11 protein-coding genes and 3 tRNA genes are annotated in these 15,328 nt (G+C 67.2%); 11 read left to right on the forward strand and 3 right to left on the reverse strand.

The genetic code is table 11. The features are described 5' to 3' along the window. Window positions 1-99: 99 nt before the first annotated feature. The 5 genes from thiD to ACUVWL_RS09490 all read left to right on the forward strand — a co-directional run bounded on the left by thiD (window position 100) and on the right by ACUVWL_RS09490 (window position 2,143). Window positions 100-909, forward strand: a complete 810-nt coding sequence (gene thiD / locus ACUVWL_RS09470) for a bifunctional hydroxymethylpyrimidine kinase/phosphomethylpyrimidine kinase (RefSeq protein ID WP_046429932.1) — start codon at window positions 100-102, stop codon at window positions 907-909. Next, a complete protein-coding gene (locus ACUVWL_RS09475; protein WP_142234573.1) occupies window positions 906-1,832 on the forward strand; it encodes an alpha/beta hydrolase family protein in 927 nt (308 codons plus the stop codon). The genes thiD and ACUVWL_RS09475 overlap by 4 nt, the downstream gene beginning before the upstream one ends. Beyond that, window positions 1,823-1,899 (forward strand) — tRNA-Arg (locus ACUVWL_RS09480). Before ACUVWL_RS09475 ends, ACUVWL_RS09480 begins: the two co-directional genes overlap by 10 nt. 58 nt (window positions 1,900-1,957) lie before the next feature. Beyond that, window positions 1,958-2,034: transfer RNA gene (locus tag ACUVWL_RS09485), tRNA-Arg, on the forward strand. Between the two features lie 32 nt (window positions 2,035-2,066). Further along, window positions 2,067-2,143: transfer RNA gene (locus tag ACUVWL_RS09490), tRNA-Arg, on the forward strand. A gap of 804 nt (window positions 2,144-2,947) precedes the next feature. On the opposite strand, the gene ACUVWL_RS09495 is transcribed toward ACUVWL_RS09490, so the two are convergent. Continuing rightward, complete coding sequence (locus ACUVWL_RS09495) at window positions 2,948-3,868, reverse strand: LysR family transcriptional regulator (RefSeq protein ID WP_046429929.1); 921 nt, start codon at window positions 3,866-3,868, stop codon at window positions 2,948-2,950. Between the two features lie 140 nt (window positions 3,869-4,008). Between ACUVWL_RS09495 and ACUVWL_RS09500 the strand changes: the two genes are divergently transcribed. After that, window positions 4,009-4,710, forward strand: coding sequence for a pirin family protein (locus ACUVWL_RS09500; RefSeq protein WP_445979117.1), 702 nt, complete (start codon window positions 4,009-4,011; stop codon window positions 4,708-4,710). A 312-nt stretch (window positions 4,711-5,022) separates the two neighbouring features. Here the strand turns inward: ACUVWL_RS09500 and ACUVWL_RS09505 are convergent, their stop codons facing one another. Continuing rightward, entirely contained in the window at window positions 5,023-5,718 is a 696-nt protein-coding gene (locus ACUVWL_RS09505; protein ID WP_014646735.1) for an alpha/beta hydrolase, read from the reverse strand. A 184-nt stretch (window positions 5,719-5,902) separates the two neighbouring features. On the opposite strand from ACUVWL_RS09505, the gene ACUVWL_RS09510 reads away from it, so the two are divergent. Further along, a complete protein-coding gene (locus ACUVWL_RS09510) occupies window positions 5,903-7,042 on the forward strand; it encodes an MFS transporter (protein WP_032957729.1) in 1,140 nt (379 codons plus the stop codon). 82 nt (window positions 7,043-7,124) lie between these two features. On the opposite strand, the gene ACUVWL_RS09515 is transcribed toward ACUVWL_RS09510, so the two are convergent. Continuing rightward, window positions 7,125-8,243, reverse strand: coding sequence for an alpha/beta fold hydrolase (locus ACUVWL_RS09515; RefSeq protein WP_014646733.1), 1,119 nt, complete (start codon window positions 8,241-8,243; stop codon window positions 7,125-7,127). A 184-nt stretch (window positions 8,244-8,427) separates the two neighbouring features. Here ACUVWL_RS09515 and ACUVWL_RS09520 point away from each other — a divergent pair, with 184 nt between their 5' ends. From ACUVWL_RS09520 to ACUVWL_RS09535, 4 genes are all read left to right on the forward strand, one after another. Then, complete coding sequence (locus ACUVWL_RS09520; RefSeq protein ID WP_014646732.1) at window positions 8,428-9,774, forward strand: c-type cytochrome; 1,347 nt, start codon at window positions 8,428-8,430, stop codon at window positions 9,772-9,774. Next, a complete protein-coding gene (locus tag ACUVWL_RS09525) occupies window positions 9,771-10,697 on the forward strand; it encodes a c-type cytochrome (protein WP_445979118.1) in 927 nt (308 codons plus the stop codon). Before ACUVWL_RS09520 ends, ACUVWL_RS09525 begins: the two co-directional genes overlap by 4 nt. Window positions 10,698-10,812: 115 nt before the next feature. Next, window positions 10,813-13,191 (forward strand): TonB-dependent receptor domain-containing protein, encoded by a 2,379-nt coding sequence (locus ACUVWL_RS09530; protein ID WP_445979119.1) that lies wholly within the window; start codon window positions 10,813-10,815, stop codon window positions 13,189-13,191. Window positions 13,192-13,198: 7 nt separating this feature from the next. Then, entirely contained in the window at window positions 13,199-15,307 is a 2,109-nt protein-coding gene (locus ACUVWL_RS09535) for a phosphocholine-specific phospholipase C (protein WP_069117229.1), read from the forward strand. Window positions 15,308-15,328 lie beyond the last annotated feature (21 nt).

Raw genomic sequence — 15,328 nt, forward strand, 5'->3', positions numbered from 1 at the left:
TCCGGGGGGTCAGATCCCTTTTCCTGCGGAAAAGGGATCTGACCCCATCTATCAGCGGCGGCGCTACCTCCTTTACGGTGACCACGGCACAATCGCTGGATGAGCCCGACCACTCCCGTTTCCGCCCTCACCATCGCCGGCTCCGACTCCGGTGGTGGCGCCGGCATCCAGGCCGACCTGAAGGCCTTCGCCGCACACCGCGTGCATGGCCTTTCCGCGATTGCTGCACTGACCGCGCAGAACACCCGCGGCGTCATCGCCGTGCATGTGCCGCCGATCGATTTCCTGCGCGCGCAACTGGACGCCTGCTTCGACGACTTCGACATCCACGCGGTGAAGCTCGGCATGCTGGCCAACGCCGAGGTGATCAATGCCGTCGCCGATGCATTGGAGCGCCATCGCCCGCCACACGTGGTACTGGACCCGGTGATGGTCGCCACCAGCGGCGCGCGCCTGCTGGAAGACAGCGCCCTGCAGGCGATGCGCGAGCGGCTGATCCCGCTGGCCACGCTGATCACCCCGAACACGCCGGAAGCAGAGCTGCTGGTCGGACGGAAGATCGGCAACGGCGATGACGCGGAGCGCGCCGCTTCCGCCCTGCTCGACCTGGGCGCCGGTGCGGTGCTGCTCAAAGGTGGCCATCTGCAGGAAGGCAACCGCGTGATCGACCGCTACTTCGACGGCGTCAGCAGCGAAGAATTCATCCATGCCCGCCTGCCGCTGGACGCACATGGCACCGGCTGCACGCTGGCCTCGGCCATCGCCGCGCAACTGTGCAACGGCTTGAGCCTGGCCAATGCCTGCGAAGCCGGTATCGACTACGTTGCACGCGGCCTGCAGCAGGGCTATGCCCCCGGCCGCAGCGAGGTGCTGGTGCTCGATCACTTCGGCGCGGCACCCCACGCATGAGCCTCACACCGGACGTCCTCGCCGTGCAGTGCGCTGATGGCCATCGCTACGAAGTGATTGCCTGCGTGCCTGCACAGCCCATCGCGCGCCTGCTGTGGCTGCCGGCACTGGGCGTGGCCGCGCGCCACTACCTGCCGCTGGCGCAGGCGCTGGCGGCGAAGGGCGTGGCGGTGTACCTGCACGAGTGGCGCGGCAATGGCAGCAGCTCACTGCGGCCGTCGCGCACGCAGGACTGGGGCTATCGCGAGGTACTCGAACAGGATCTGCCCACCAGCCAGGCGGTCCTTGTCGCGGCGGATGACGAGGCCGGCGCGCTGCCCTGGATCATCGGTGGCCACAGCCTCGGCGGTCAGCTGGCCTGCGTGCATGCCGGCCGCAATCCGCAGCACTTCAACCGCTTGTGGTTGGCGGCCAGCGGCTCACCGTTCTGGCGCGGCTTCCCGCCACCGCGGGGCTGGCTGCTGCCACTGGTCTACCGCTTCCTGCCGTGGATCGCACAGCGCCAAGGCGTGCTGCATGGCCGGCGCCTCGGCTTCGGCGGCACCGAAGCGCGCGGACTGATCGCCGACTGGGCGCGCGTGGGCCTGAACAACCACTATGCCGCGGCCGGCATGGACGAAGACCTCGACGCACAGATGGCGCGCGTGCATGGCAGCGCGCAGGCGGTGTTGATGGAACACGACTGGTTGGCACCGACCGGATCGATGCAGACATTGCTGGCCAAGCTGCCGAATGTTGACGCGCAGCTGCGCGTGCTGTCGGCGCAGGAACTGGGCACGCGTGCGGATCATTTCGCCTGGTTGAAGGCCCCTGACGCTGTGGCAGACCGCTTTTTCATTCAGTTGGATGAAAATTTTCACAAAACTGTTGACGGTACGCGCCGACATCCGCATAATTCCGCTCCTGTCGCAGGGCGCCCGTAGCTCAGTTGGATAGAGTACCTGGCTACGAACCAGGCGGTCGGGAGTTCGAATCTCTCCGGGCGCACCACTCGACAGGTTTTCAGCATCCGCCGCTGGAAATGCAGTAAAATTTGATTGTGTACCGCGCGCCCGTAGCTCAGTTGGATAGAGTACCTGGCTACGAACCAGGCGGTCGGGAGTTCGAATCTCTCCGGGCGCACCATACACAGTCAGCACAACAAGTTTATGTAATTGGCGCCCGTAGCTCAGTTGGATAGAGTACCTGGCTACGAACCAGGCGGTCGGGAGTTCGAATCTCTCCGGGCGCACCATTACACCGAAACAGCAGGCCTCGGCCTGCTGTTTTTTTTATGCGTGTTTTTCGGCAGGGCTGCGCCCTGCACCCCTGGTAGTGCCGGCCGCTGGCCGGCAACCTCAACGGCAACAGCAGAAGCTGGCATTCCGGGGGTTGGCGGGGCGGTGTCGGAGTGCGGGGACGCCGCAAGTACGTCCATGTAGCAACTGTGTTGATGGAGGGGCTTGGCCCCTCCATCAACACAGTTGCTACATGGCGATCGTCGAGATCCAGGCTTACACGGCGGCCCACGCCGGCTCTCGACACCTACGCTGCCAGATTCCGATCAGATAAGGCTTGGCAGCCGCTTGCTCGTGTGCGCTTTCCTGCGCACACGGCAAGACCGGGGTTGGGCGTCCTGCCCAACCCGCCCGAGGCATGCCTCGGGCCCATGCGGCTGACACCCCGCACTCCGACACCGCCCCACCTTCGACAGGTTCACGCGGCTGTTGGTAGGTGTCGACCTTGGTCGACGCATCTGTCAGATATCGAGTGAATTCATCCACGCATGACGTGGATCTACCGTGTCGACCAAGGTCGACACCTACCAGAGCAGTACGCCGCTCCGACAGATCGCGGACAACTGTCGAAGGCGGGGTGGGTCCGGTTGCGGGGGCGTGAGCCGCATGGATGCGGCGACCGAGCTTACATGGACGTACTTGCAGCGGCCCCCGCAACCGGACCCACCCCGCCATCTCACGGAATGCACGCTTTTGCTGTTGCTGTTGCTGTTGCTGTTGCTTTGGCCTCGGCGGGTGCAGGGCGCAGCCCTGCCAAACCCCTACCCCTTGGCCATTGCCTGCCACCACTGCGACAGCAGCTCCGGCCTGCGCAGGCGCTCGCGCCACCACCGCAGTGCCGCGCCGTCCTCGCCGGTGCGCCAGGCCAGCCAGAACGTTTCCTCCGGCTTGTGTTCCTCCACCTCGCGGATCACCAGCTGGCCACGCGCCACTGCAGCACGCGCGCACGGCTCGGGCAGGAAGCCGAAGCCCACACCTTCGCATTGCAGCTTCAGTTTGCTGGCCATGTCAGGCACGGTCAGCATCTCCTGCCCCATCAACAGGCCCACCGTGCGCGGCAGCAACCGCCGCGCCGAATCAGAAACGGCGATCGCGCAGTGCTCGACCAGCTGCTCGCGACCGAGCACGCCCGGCACCTTGGCCAACGGATGATCCGGTGCGACCGCGAACACGAACTCCACCGTGCCCAGCGGCTCGACCACGTAACCACCGCCACTGGGCCCCTCGCCCGGCGCCCCGACCAGCAGGTCGGCGCGCCGGTCCAGCAGGGCCTCCCAGGTGCCGGACAGGGCCTCGCCGATCAGCCGCAGCCGGGTCGGCGCCTCGGCCTCACGAAACGCGGCGATGTCCGGGCCCAGCAGCCAGGTCGGGAACACCGAGTCCACCGCCAGGGTCAGTTCGGTCTCCCAGCCCGACGCCACCCGGCGCACCCGCAGCTCCAGCTCGCGGGCCGCACGCAGGAGATGGCGCCCCTCGTCCAGCAGGGCGCGTCCGGCCTCGGTCGGTTCGGCACGCGGGCCGACCCGGTCGAACAGCTGCACGCCCAGGTCCTCCTCCAGCTTGGCCACAGTGTAGGAAATGGTCGAGGGCACCTTGTGCAGCGCCTTGCCGGCGCCGGCAAAAGAGCCGCGGCGGTCGATGGCATCCAGGATCTGCAGGGCATCGAGGCTGAGCTTGAGCATTCGAATTTTTCGATGATGGCCGTCAAAACTATCCGTTTTTCAAACCCCGGGCGCAAGCAGATACTTCTCTCCAACGGGGAAACACGGCAACTACCGCCTCACCCCGCCCCATCGAAACCATCGAACAAGGAGATTCCATCATGCTGCAGATCCGCAAGAGCGCTACCCGTGGCCTGGCCGAGCATGGCTGGCTGTCCTCGCGCCATACCTTCTCCTTCGCCAACTACTACGACCCCCGCTACGTCAGCTTCGGCCCGCTGCGGGTGATCAACGAAGACAAGATGATCGGCGGCCAGGGCTTCGGCACCCATAGCCACAGCAACATGGAGATCGTTTCCTATGTGCTGGGCGGCGCGCTGGAGCACAAGGACTCGATGGGCACCGGCTCGGTGCTGCGCTACGGCGACGTGCAGCGCATGAGTGCCGGCAGTGGTGTCAGCCACAGCGAATTCAACCACTCGGCCGACGAGACCGTGCACTTCCTGCAGATCTGGATCTTCCCGGACCGCGAGAACATCACGCCGTCCTACGAGGAGACCCACTTCGCCCCGGAGACCAAGCGCGGCCAGCTGCGCCTGATCGCTTCGCCGGACGGTGCCGACGGTTCGCTGCGCATCCACCAGGATGCCCGCATCTTCGCCACCATCCTCGATGGCGGCCAGAAGCTGCACCACGCGCTCGGCAATGGCCGTGGTGCCTATGTGCAGGTTGCCCGAGGCCAGCTGCAGGTCAATGGCATCACCCTGGAAGCCGGTGATGCACTGCAGGTCAGCGACGAAGCGCAGCTGACCCTGGAGAACGGCAACGACGCCGAAGTGCTGGTGTTCGACCTGCCGCTGTAACCACAACGCCCGCGATGCCGCAAAGCATCGCGGGCGCATTTCCGTAGAGCCGAGCCCACGCTCGGCTGCGGTGTGACAGCCAGCCGAGCGCGGCCTCGGCTCTACAGGACCCGCGTCAGAACCTGTACGTCATCGCCAGCCGCACATTGCGCGGCTCACCCCAGCCGACAGGCGATCACTGAATTCATAACGCGCCATCGCATCCAGCAACCAATACGGTTGGGTGCGATGTACCACCTTGGCCTGCGTGGCCGGGTTGGTGATCTCGCCGAAGGTGGAATCCTGTCGTGCGGTGCGACGCGCCGCGCAGGCTCAGCCGCCGATGGCGGCGCAGGCCTCCAGGATCAGCGCGGTCACTTCCTTCGGCTGCGAGGCCAGCGAGGCATGGCTGGCATCCAGCTCCAGCAATCGCTTGGGCTGGATGCGCGTGGCCATGGCCTTCTGGTTGTCCGGCGCGATCATGCGGTCCTGGCGGGACAGCTGGTACCAGCTCGGCTTGTGCTTCCAGGCCGGATCGCTGACCGCATCACCGAAGGTGCTCGCCAACGGCGCCTTCTGGGTCACCGCCATCACCCGGCCCTCGTCGGCGCTCAGGTCCTGGCAGAAGCTCTCATGGAACCTGTCCGCACGCAGCCACAGGTAGCCATCGCTGTCCGGTGCCAGGTTCGGCGCTGCCTCCGGCAGGTGCTGCTGGGTGATGCCACCGGGGCTCTCGCCGGCATCAGGCGCGAAGGCAGCGATGTAGACCAGGCCCTTCACGTTGGGCTCGCTACCGGCCTGGCTGATCACCGCGCCGCCGTAGGAGTGGCCGACCAACAGCACCGGCCCGTCGATCTGCCGGATCATTTTCCGGGTGCGTCCTGCGTCGTCGGCCAGCGAGGTGAGCGGCAGTTCCACCGCCTGCACGCGGTCGTGGCCGTTGCGATGCAGTTCCAGGATCACCTTGGCCCAATGTGCGGCCCCGCCCCAGAATCCATGGACAAGGAGGATGGTCGGTGTCGTGCTCATGTACAGGTCTCCGGCAGCGGCCGGCGGAATGCCGACTGTGCAGCCACTGCCCGTGCGTGGCGTTAATCGCTGGTGACGCAATCGGGTCACTGCAATCGTATGCGTCGTTTGATGTCGTGCATGGCACTTGCCGACCTGGCCTGATAACGATTTCATGGAGCTCTCCCGGAGCTTCGCATCGCGCATGACGCCTTCATCCCCACGTGCCCAGCAGCACGCCACCCGTGCCGCCTTCTTCATTCCCGGCTTCGCCACCGCCGCGTGGGCGCCGATGGTCCCCTACGCCAAGGCCAAGGCCGGGCTGTCCGACGCCAGCCTCGGTGCCGTGCTGCTGTGCCTCGGGCTCGGCTCGCTGCTGGCGATGCCACTGGCAGGTGCGCTGACCGGACGGCTGGGATGCCGTCGGGTGATGGTGATCACCTGCGCGATGATGCTGGGCGCCCTGCCCTTGCTGGTGCTGGCACCCTCGCCCGTGGCGCTGGGCGCAGCGCTGTTCGTGTTCGGCGCCGGCGTCGGTGCATTGGATTGCGCGATGAACATGCAGGCCGTGGCGGTCGAGCGCGACGCCGGGCGCGCGATGATGTCCGGCTTCCACGCCTTCTACAGCATCGGTGGATTCGTCGGCGCCGGCTGCATGACCGGGCTGCTGATCCTCGGCACGCCGCTGTGGCTGGCCGCGCTGCTTTCGGTGGCCGCGCTGCTGCTGGTTGCCGTGCTGTCGGCACCGCACTGGCGTCCGCAACGGATCCTGCACGAAGGCCCGCTATTGGCGCTGCCGCACGGCGTGGTCCTGTTCATCGGCGTGCTGGCCTTCGTGGTGTTCCTTGCCGAGGGCTCAATGCTGGACTGGAGTGCGGTGTTCCTGGCGGAAGTGCGGCAGGTACCGCGCGACCAGGCCGGGGCCGGCTTTGCGTTGTTCACCCTGGCGATGACCGCGATGCGCCTGTTCGGCGACGGCATCGTCGAGCGCCTCGGCCGGACCCGCACGCTGGTCATCGGCGGCATCACCGCTGCGGCGGGCTTTACCCTGGCCACGCTGGTGCCCTCGTTCCCGGTGGCGTTGGCCGGCTACGTACTGGTCGGGCTGGGCTGCGCCAACATCGTGCCGGCGCTGTTCTCGATGGCGGGCCAGCAGCGGGTGATGCCGGAGAGCATCGCCATCACCGCGGTGACCACACTGGGTTACGCCGGCATCCTCGCCGGTCCGGCAGCGATCGGCGCACTGGCGCATGCCACCAGCCTCGGTTTCGCCTTCCTGTGCGTGGCCGCGCTGCTGCTCGGCGTCGCGGCGTCTGCCCGCGCACTGGCACGACGCGTGGCCTGACAGAAAAAGGGGACGGAGGGGATTAAGTCGTTTCCCGCACACCTGGCCTGGAAACGACTTAATCCCCTCCGTCCCCTTTTTCTCAGCTGCGCGCCAGCCACTCAGCCTGGGCCGGCAGCTGCGGTGCCGGGCACGCGCTCTGCGGATGGTGCTCGTCGCGCGCCATCCAGTCATCGACCACGCCCGCCAGCAGGTCCAGCCGCAGCGGCAGGGTGATGTGGTCCTCGCCGCGCATTTCGATGTAGTGCGCGCGCGGATTGGCCTGGGCCAGTTCGCGGCCCTGGCTGACCGGAATGTGCTGGTCGCCCTGCCCGTGCAGCAACAGCACGCAGGCGCGGGTATCGGCCAACGCACGCGCGACGTCCACGCGGTCCAGATCGACGTCGATGCGGCGGCTGGCGGCGGCGATCACCTGGTTGATGTCCTGGCCGCCGTAGCGCCAGCGCGCGTACGACGCCACCGCCTGCGCCTTCAGGCCTTCCGGCTGGAGCCCCATCAGGTGCGGGATCATGGTGCGGATCGCCACGCCGGCATTGGCGAACGATTCCATCGCCACCACGCCTTCGACCTGGTCACCCAGCTTGTCGGCGGTGAACACCGCCGTGGCCGCACCATAGGACACACCGAACAGGTACAGGGGCCCGGTCACTTCGCCGCGCGCGCGCAGCTCGCCGATCACATCGACCACGTCATCCGACTCATAGGTGCCATAGCCGGACGGGCCGGTGCCGGACTGGCCATGGTTGCGCAGGTCGAGCGTGACCACGCGGTAGCCGGATTCGGCCAGCTGCAGCGACCATGGCAGCATCGAATCACCGTTCATCATCCACCCATGCAGCAGCACCACGGTGCCGCGCGGCGCCTGCGCGCGGAACGGCTGCGGCACGGCCAGGCTCAGGCCGGTATCCAGCGGCAGGCCGTTCTCGTGGCGCTGCGGCAGGTAGCGGTAACGCGCGCCGTAGTCGCCCGGATCGAATACGCGCCAGAAGATCGGCACGCCATCGCGGCCCGCCGCGAAGCCATGGCGGTTGGGCAGTTCGGCGATGGCCGCGGCGATGCGCGGACGATCGAGCAGGGTCGACACGCCGCCCGGCGCGATCAGCTGATCGGCGAGTGAGGTGGACGAGGCGTTGATCGAGGATGAGCATGCGGCCAGCCACAGGCCGGCGCACGCCAGCAACAACAGCAGCAGGCGCTTCATATCACGTCATAGGGGTGAATCAGACAGATTGGGACGGTAACGCCCGATAGACCGGCCATCTATCGCGCACGGATGACGGCTTGATGACAACGCAGGAACGATTCAGTTTGGTGTAAAAGCTGTATCCGTTCAGTCATTGATCCGGATCAATGAACGCGCGCCCGGGAATGCCCACAGTGCCGCCATGCGCATCTCGTTCAAGCTCGCCATTGCCCTGGCCGCCACGGTGGCCGCCGCCTACGGCATCGCCCGCAGCACGCCCTACTGGTTCGCACCGCGACAGACTGCGCAGGTCGACATCCACGATCCGGCGCTGATCGCGCAGGGGCGCTACCTGTCACGTGCCGCCGACTGCGCGGCCTGCCACACCGCGCCGGGCGGCAAGCCGTTCGCCGGTGGCCTGGGCATGCAGACGCCGATGGGCACGATCTATTCGACCAACATCACCCCCGATCCGGACTCCGGCATTGGTGCCTACGACTACGCCGATTTCGAACGCGCGGTCCGCCGCGGCATCCGCCACGACGGCCAGCCGCTGTATCCGGCGATGCCGTATGCCTCGTACGTGATCGCCAGCGATGCCGAGATCAAGGCGCTGTATGCCTATTTCATGGGCTCGGTGCAGCCGGTGAAGCAAAGCAACGCCGACAGCACGATTCCATGGCCGGCCAACATGCGCTGGCCTTTGGCATGGTGGCAGCTGCTGTTCGCGCGCCCGCGCAGCTTCAACCCGGATCCGTCGCTGGATGTGGGCCAGCAGCGTGGCGCTGAGCTGGTTGAGGGCCTGGCCCACTGCGGCGCCTGTCATACACCACGTGGGCTGGCGTTCCAGGAGAAGGCGATGGCCGACGATGGCAGCCGCCAGTTCCTGTCCGGCTCGGTGCTGGAAGGCTGGTATGCGAAGAACCTGCGCAATGAATCGACCGGCCTGGCCAGCTGGAGCGAGGGCGAGATCGTCGACTTCCTGCGCACCGGGCGCACCGATCGATCGGCAGCCTTCGGTGGCATGGCCGACGTGGTCGAGCACAGCACGCAGTACCTGTCCGACGCTGACCTGCTGGCCATGGCGCGCTACCTGAAGCAGCTGCCGGCGCGTGAGGGACGCAGTGCGCAGTGGTCGCCTGGTACCGACACCACCACCGCCGCGCTGCGTAGTGGCGACTATCGCGTGGCCGGTTCGCTGGCCTATGCCGAGCACTGCCAGGCCTGCCACCGTGCCGACGGGCGCGGCATGCCACGCGTCTATCCTGCCCTGGCAGGCAACTCGATCGTGTTCGCCGACGATCCCAGTTCGCTGGTGCAGGTGACCCTGATCGGGGGTCGCACCCCGCACACCCCGCACGACCGCATGGCCTTCACCATGCCCGGCTTCGAGCAGCTGCCGAACGCGCAGCTGGCACAGATCCTGACCTTCATCCGCAGCAGCTGGGGCAACCAGGCCAGCGCGGTGAGCGAGGTCGAGGTGGCACGCATGCGCCGGGTGGTGCGTGACAAGCCGGTGCACTTCGTTCCGCAGGAGGCCGCACGATGAAGCGTTCGCGCAAACGTTCCCGCCTGCTGCTCGGTAGTGCGATCACCGTGGTGCTGCTGGCCGGTGCGGGCACCCTCGCCTATCGTCACCTGCACCCGGGCCTGGATGCCGCCGTAGCCAGTACGATCGATATCCTCGAAGCACAGGGCAAGGTGGTCGCCCACTACCACGCGCCCAGTGCCGAGGAGATCGCCGGCCTGGGCAATGCCGAATCGGTGATGCTCGGCCGGCGCATCCTCAACGAGACCGCGCGCCTGCTTCCGGACAACGTCGGCAACGATCTGAACTGCAATTCGTGCCACATGGCCGAGGGCAAGCGACCGTTCGGCAACCACTACTTCAATACCGGCGGCGGTGCCTATCCGCGCTACATGCCGCGCCCGGGCAAGGTGATCGGGCTGACCGAGCGCATCAATGGCTGCCTGCAGCGCTCGATGAACGGCAAGCCGCTGCCGAAGGACGCACCGCAAATGCGCGCGATGCTCGACTACATGGCGTGGCTGAGCAGCCCGGTGCCAGAGGGTGCAAAAGTGGCCGCGCCCAGTGAGGGCCCCATCGACAGCACGCTGACTCCGGACCCGGTCCGCGGCCAGGCGCTGTATGCCGTGCAGTGCGCCGCCTGCCATGGCGACAACGGCGAAGGCCGACGCGATGCCAGCGGTGACATCGCCTTCCCGCCGCTGTGGGGCGACCGCAGCTTCAACATCGGTGCCGGCATGGCGCGCCTGTACAAGGCGGCCGGTTTCATCAAGCACAACATGCCACCGGCAGTGACCCGCGCACCGCCGCTGGGGCAGCAGGTGATGCCGGACCAGGATGCGGTGGACATCGCCGGCTATTTCATCAACCAGCCGCGGCCGGACTTCGCCAACAAGGGCAAGGACTGGCCGCGTGACCCGAAGCCCAAGGACGCACGGTACTGAAGCAGGCGGCGGGTGCCGGCCGTCGCAGAACACGATTCCTGCATCGCCACGTCATGCCGATGTCATTGGCGCTGCCGACACTCCGGGGCTTCCCTGCTCTGAAGGTCCGGTCTCGATGCGAACGTCTGCGCGCTTTCCCCGTGTCTCGCTGCTTGCCCTGCTGATCGCTCCCGCACTGGACGCCCTGGCCGAAGCACCGCAGGGCGATGCCGCTGAAGCGCGCAGCAGTGAGGCCCGCACCCTCGACCAGGTGCAGGTGATCGGCCAAGCCACCAGCTATGCCAAGACTTCCGTGCGTGCGGAAACGCTGAACCGGCAGACCGTGATGAGCAGTGTCAACGACGCGCTCAACGAAGTGCCCGGCGTGGTGGTCAGCGAGGCCGATGCCACCGGCTCGTCGGTGTGGGGCACGCAGATCAGCATGCGTGGCTTCGTCACCAACCGTGATACCCAGCAGATCGGCACCACTATCGACGGCCTGCCCAATGGTGGCTCGGGTTACGGCGGCGGCTCGCTGGCCAACCGCTACATCGACACCCTCGACCTGGAAACGGTGGAAGTCAGCCAGGGCACTGCCGATATCTCCTCGCGCTCGAACGAGGCCCTGGGCGGCACGCTCAACTTCCTCACCAGCGATCCGCTGCAGGACAGCCGCCTGCGCTTCGTGGTCGGCGCCGGTGACAACGAGGCGCGCAAGTACTACGTGCGCTACGACACCGGCCTGCTCGGCGGCCACACCCGCGCCTGGGTCAGTGCCTCGTCGGCGCGCGTGCATGACTGGATCGATGGCAGCGGCAAGACCAGCAATGACCACATCGCCGGCAAGTTCATCACCGAACTGGATCGCTGGACCCTGACCGGCTACCTGTCCTACAACGATGCGGACGAGCCGGAGTACACCAGCGTCTCACCGAAGGGCTTCGCGACCAATCCGGATCGCGACAACCTGGTCGGTACCCTCACCGGCATTCCCTACCTGGACCAGAACTACCGTTCCGGCTCGCGTGCGCTGCGCGAGAACACCTTCGGCTACCTGCGCGCGGCCTTCGACGGTGGCAACGGCTTCAAGGCCTCGGTGGCCGCCTACGGGCACCGCATGCAAGGCCGCGGCGACTGGCTGCCACCGTATCTGGCGCAGGTCAGCGATGACGGAGCCGGTCGCCCGGAGTCGGAATACCTCGGTGGCAAGACCGTGTACGGCGGCAGCAACCGTGGCCAGATTTTCTTCGTCAATCCCGATGGCAGTGCCGCGCAGCGCCTGGCCAGCTGCAGCCCGCGCCTTGGCTTCACCGCCGAGTACGATCCGAACTGCTACGCCGGCAACGTGCTGGGCGCGCAGTCGTATCGCCACACCCACTACGACAACGACCGCATGGGCGTGACCGCCGACGTCGAATGGCGCCAGACTTTCGGCGCAGTCGACAACACGATCCGCGGCGGCCTGTGGGTGGAGAAGCTGGACCGTTCGGCACGCCGCGACTGGCATCGCCTGCTCAACGTCGGCCAGGACATCGCCTTCGACCACCAGCCGTACTGGGTACAGTTCGAGGACAAGTACAAGGTCGACGAACAGATGTACTACGTCGAGGACGTGGCCCGCTTCGGCCCGTTCAGCGCGCGCCTCGGCGTGAAGCAGTTCTTCGTGGACCAGTCGCGCCGCCGCGTGATCGGTGCCAGCGAGCACGTCACATCCGACTCCAGGTCCGATCCGCTGCTGTCCACCGGCTTCACCTGGGCGCCCGGCGTGGAAGGCATGGAGCTGTTCGCGGGCTTCTCGCAGAACTTCGCCGCCATCCCCTCCGGCGTGCTCGGCGAGACCGTCCCGCAGCGCTTCCGCAACGTCGAGCCGGAGACCGCCGACAACATTGAAATGGGCATGCGCATCAGCCGCTGGCCCCTGACCGCCTCGGTCACGCTGTACAACATCAAGTTCGACAACCGCATCGTCTACCTGCCGGCCGGCTTCGTCAGCGGCATCGACTACCTGGGCGAGACCGACGGCGTCTACGAGAACTTCGGCGGCGTGGAAAGCAACGGCCTGGAAGCGGCGTTCGGCTATGGCTGGGACAACGGCTGGCGCCTCAACGCCGCCTATACCTACAACCGCTCCAAGTACCTGGGCAGTGGCGATGCCGCGCGTGATACCCAGCTGGGCATCGTCGACGGCGCCAAGGTGATCGGCCAACCCGAACAGACCCTCGTACTCTCGGCGGACTGGCAGGGCGAGAACTGGAACTTCGGCCTGTCCGGCCGTTACCTGGGCACCCGCTACCTCGACGCCGCCAACGTCAACAAGCTGCCCTCGGCCACCGTGTTCAACGCGAACATCGGCTTCGACCTGCAGGGCCTGTCGCCGCGCCTGAAGGGCATGGGTGCCAACCTGGTGGTGAGCAACCTCACCGACAAGCGGTATCTTGCGGGGGTGGACGGCCGCGACAACGCCTTCATCGGCGCTCCGCGCACCGTCGGCATCTCCTTCCGTGTGGACCTGTGAGGAGCCCGTGACCGATATCGGCCGACGCCGGTTGTTGCAGGCCGGCGTTGCCGCCGGCCTTTCCCCGCTGCTGCCCAGCATCGCCCGGGCCGCCGCGATCGCCCCCGCCGCGCAAACCCGCAGCCTGGAAGACCTGCAGCACATCGTGGTGTTCATGCAGGAGAACCGTTCGTTCGACCACTACTTCGGCACGCTGCCGGGCGTGCGGGGTTTCGGCGATCGCTTCGTCGCTCCGGCGCAGGCACTGCAGGCCGGCGCCCGCGCGCGCAGCCTGTGGCTGCAGCCCGATGCCAGCGGCAAGCGCGCGATCGCGCCGTTCCCGCTGGATACCGCCGCGCACTTCGGCTACATGCGCGTGGAAGGCACGCCGCACACCTGGCCGGATGCACAGCGGGCCTGGGACCACGGACGCATGGGGCAATGGCCGAAAGCCAAGCAGAACCACTCGATGGGCTACTTCCAGCGCAGCGACCTGCCCTTCCAGTTCGCCCTGGCCGATGCCTTCACCATCTGCGACGCCTACCACTGCGCGATGCAGGCCGGAACCAACCCGAACCGGGTGTTCCTGTGGACCGGCCACAACGATGCTGCCGCCCGCGCCGGCGGCCCGGTGATCGCCAACTCGCACGACAACTTCCCCGAGCACGGCGGGCATCCTGCGTCGTACCGCTGGGCCAGCTATGTCGAACGCCTGCAGAAGGCGGGGGTATCCTGGCAGATCTACCAGGACATGGCCGACAACTTCACCGACAACCCGCTGGCCGGCTTCGAGGCGTTCCGCCAGGCCTACCGCGCTGCGCCGGGGCATGACCCGCAGCTGCGCGCACGCGGGGTCAGCACGCGTGGCCTGGCGCAGCTGCGCCAGGACGTCATCGACGGACGCCTGCCGCAGGTCAGCTTCATCATCGCCGACGCGGCCGGCAGCGAGCATCCCGGCCCCTCCAGCCCGGCCCAGGGCGCGGCCTATACCGCACGCGTGCTGGATGCACTGACCGCCGATCCGCAGGTGTGGAGCCGCACCGCCCTGCTGCTGATGTTCGACGAGAACGACGGTTTCTTCGACCACATGCCACCACCGGCACCGCCTTCGCCGGTGGACGGCGGCTGGGCGGGTGCGTCCTCGGTCAGCACTGAAGGCGAGTACCACCGCCATCCGGCACCGGGAGATGAGAAGTACGACTTCGCCGAACTGCGCGGCCGCCCGTACGGTCTGGGACCGCGCGTGCCGCTGTACGTGATCTCGCCCTGGAGCCGCGGTGGCTGGGTCGATTCGCAGGTGTACGACCACACCTCGGTCATTCGACTGATCGAACGCCGCTTTGGTGTGTCCGCGCCGGACATCTCGCCGTGGCGCCGCGCGGTCTGCGGCGACCTCAGCACTGCGTTCGACTTTGCCCAGCGCGATACCCGCCCGTTCGTCCGCGGCCTGCCCGACGTGAGCGCGGTGGCCGCACGCGCCGCTGCTTTGCCGGGGCGCACCGTGCCCGCGCTGCCAGAGGGGCTGAAGCCAGCGAAACAGGAAAGCGGTGTACGCCCGGCGCGCGCCCTTCCCTATCGACCGCAGGCATCGATTGCTGCGGTCGACGTCGCGGGCGTTGACCTGGCGTTGTCCTGCGAGGGCGCAGCGGCAGTGCTGCATGTCTACGATCGGCTGCGGCTGGAGGCGGTGCCGCGCCGTTACACGCTGCTGCCGGGCATGCCGCTGCGCGAGCGTTGGCCGCTGGACGCCCAGGGCCGCTATGACCTGTGGCTGCTCGGTCCGAACGGCTTCCACCGCCACTTCCAGGGTGCGGCCAAGGCTCCTGCCGTGCAGGCTTCAATTGATCGCGCGGATGGCCAGCTGCGGCTGCACCTGCGCAATCTGGGTGACAGTGCACAGCAGGTGCGCGTGCATGGCGGCGCCTATGCAGGACACATGCCCGAACAGACATTGGCGCTGCCCGCACATGCGCAGACTTCATTGGCGTGGGATGCAACGCCTACCGCCGGCTGGTATGACCTGCGCATCAGCGCGGGTGGGAGTGTGCTGCGTTTGGCCGGCCGCGCCGAGGATGGTCGCCCCGGCACCAGTGACCCGGCGATGGGCACCGAGCCGCTGCGGTTCGAGCACGATTGAAGAATCCCTGTAGAGCCGAGC

Source organism: Stenotrophomonas muris, assembly GCF_052751275.1.

Excerpts from the sequence above, each read along its gene's own strand:
- ACUVWL_RS09495 (WP_046429929.1), bottom strand. The coding sequence starts at position 3,868 with ATGCTCAAGCTCAGCCTCGATGCCCTGCAGATCCTGGATGCCATCGAC.
- ACUVWL_RS09510 (WP_032957729.1), top strand. The coding sequence starts at position 5,903 with ATGACGCCTTCATCCCCACGTGCCCAGCAGCACGCCACCCGTGCCGCC.
- ACUVWL_RS09500 (WP_445979117.1), top strand. The coding sequence starts at position 4,009 with ATGCTGCAGATCCGCAAGAGCGCTACCCGTGGCCTGGCCGAGCATGGC.
- ACUVWL_RS09505 (WP_014646735.1), bottom strand. The coding sequence starts at position 5,718 with ATGAGCACGACACCGACCATCCTCCTTGTCCATGGATTCTGGGGCGGG.
- ACUVWL_RS09520 (WP_014646732.1), top strand. The coding sequence starts at position 8,428 with ATGCGCATCTCGTTCAAGCTCGCCATTGCCCTGGCCGCCACGGTGGCC.
- ACUVWL_RS09530 (WP_445979119.1), top strand. The coding sequence starts at position 10,813 with ATGCGAACGTCTGCGCGCTTTCCCCGTGTCTCGCTGCTTGCCCTGCTG.
- ACUVWL_RS09525 (WP_445979118.1), top strand. The coding sequence starts at position 9,771 with ATGAAGCGTTCGCGCAAACGTTCCCGCCTGCTGCTCGGTAGTGCGATC.
- ACUVWL_RS09475 (WP_142234573.1), top strand. The coding sequence starts at position 906 with ATGAGCCTCACACCGGACGTCCTCGCCGTGCAGTGCGCTGATGGCCAT.
- ACUVWL_RS09515 (WP_014646733.1), bottom strand. The coding sequence starts at position 8,243 with ATGAAGCGCCTGCTGCTGTTGTTGCTGGCGTGCGCCGGCCTGTGGCTG.
- thiD (WP_046429932.1), top strand. The coding sequence starts at position 100 with ATGAGCCCGACCACTCCCGTTTCCGCCCTCACCATCGCCGGCTCCGAC.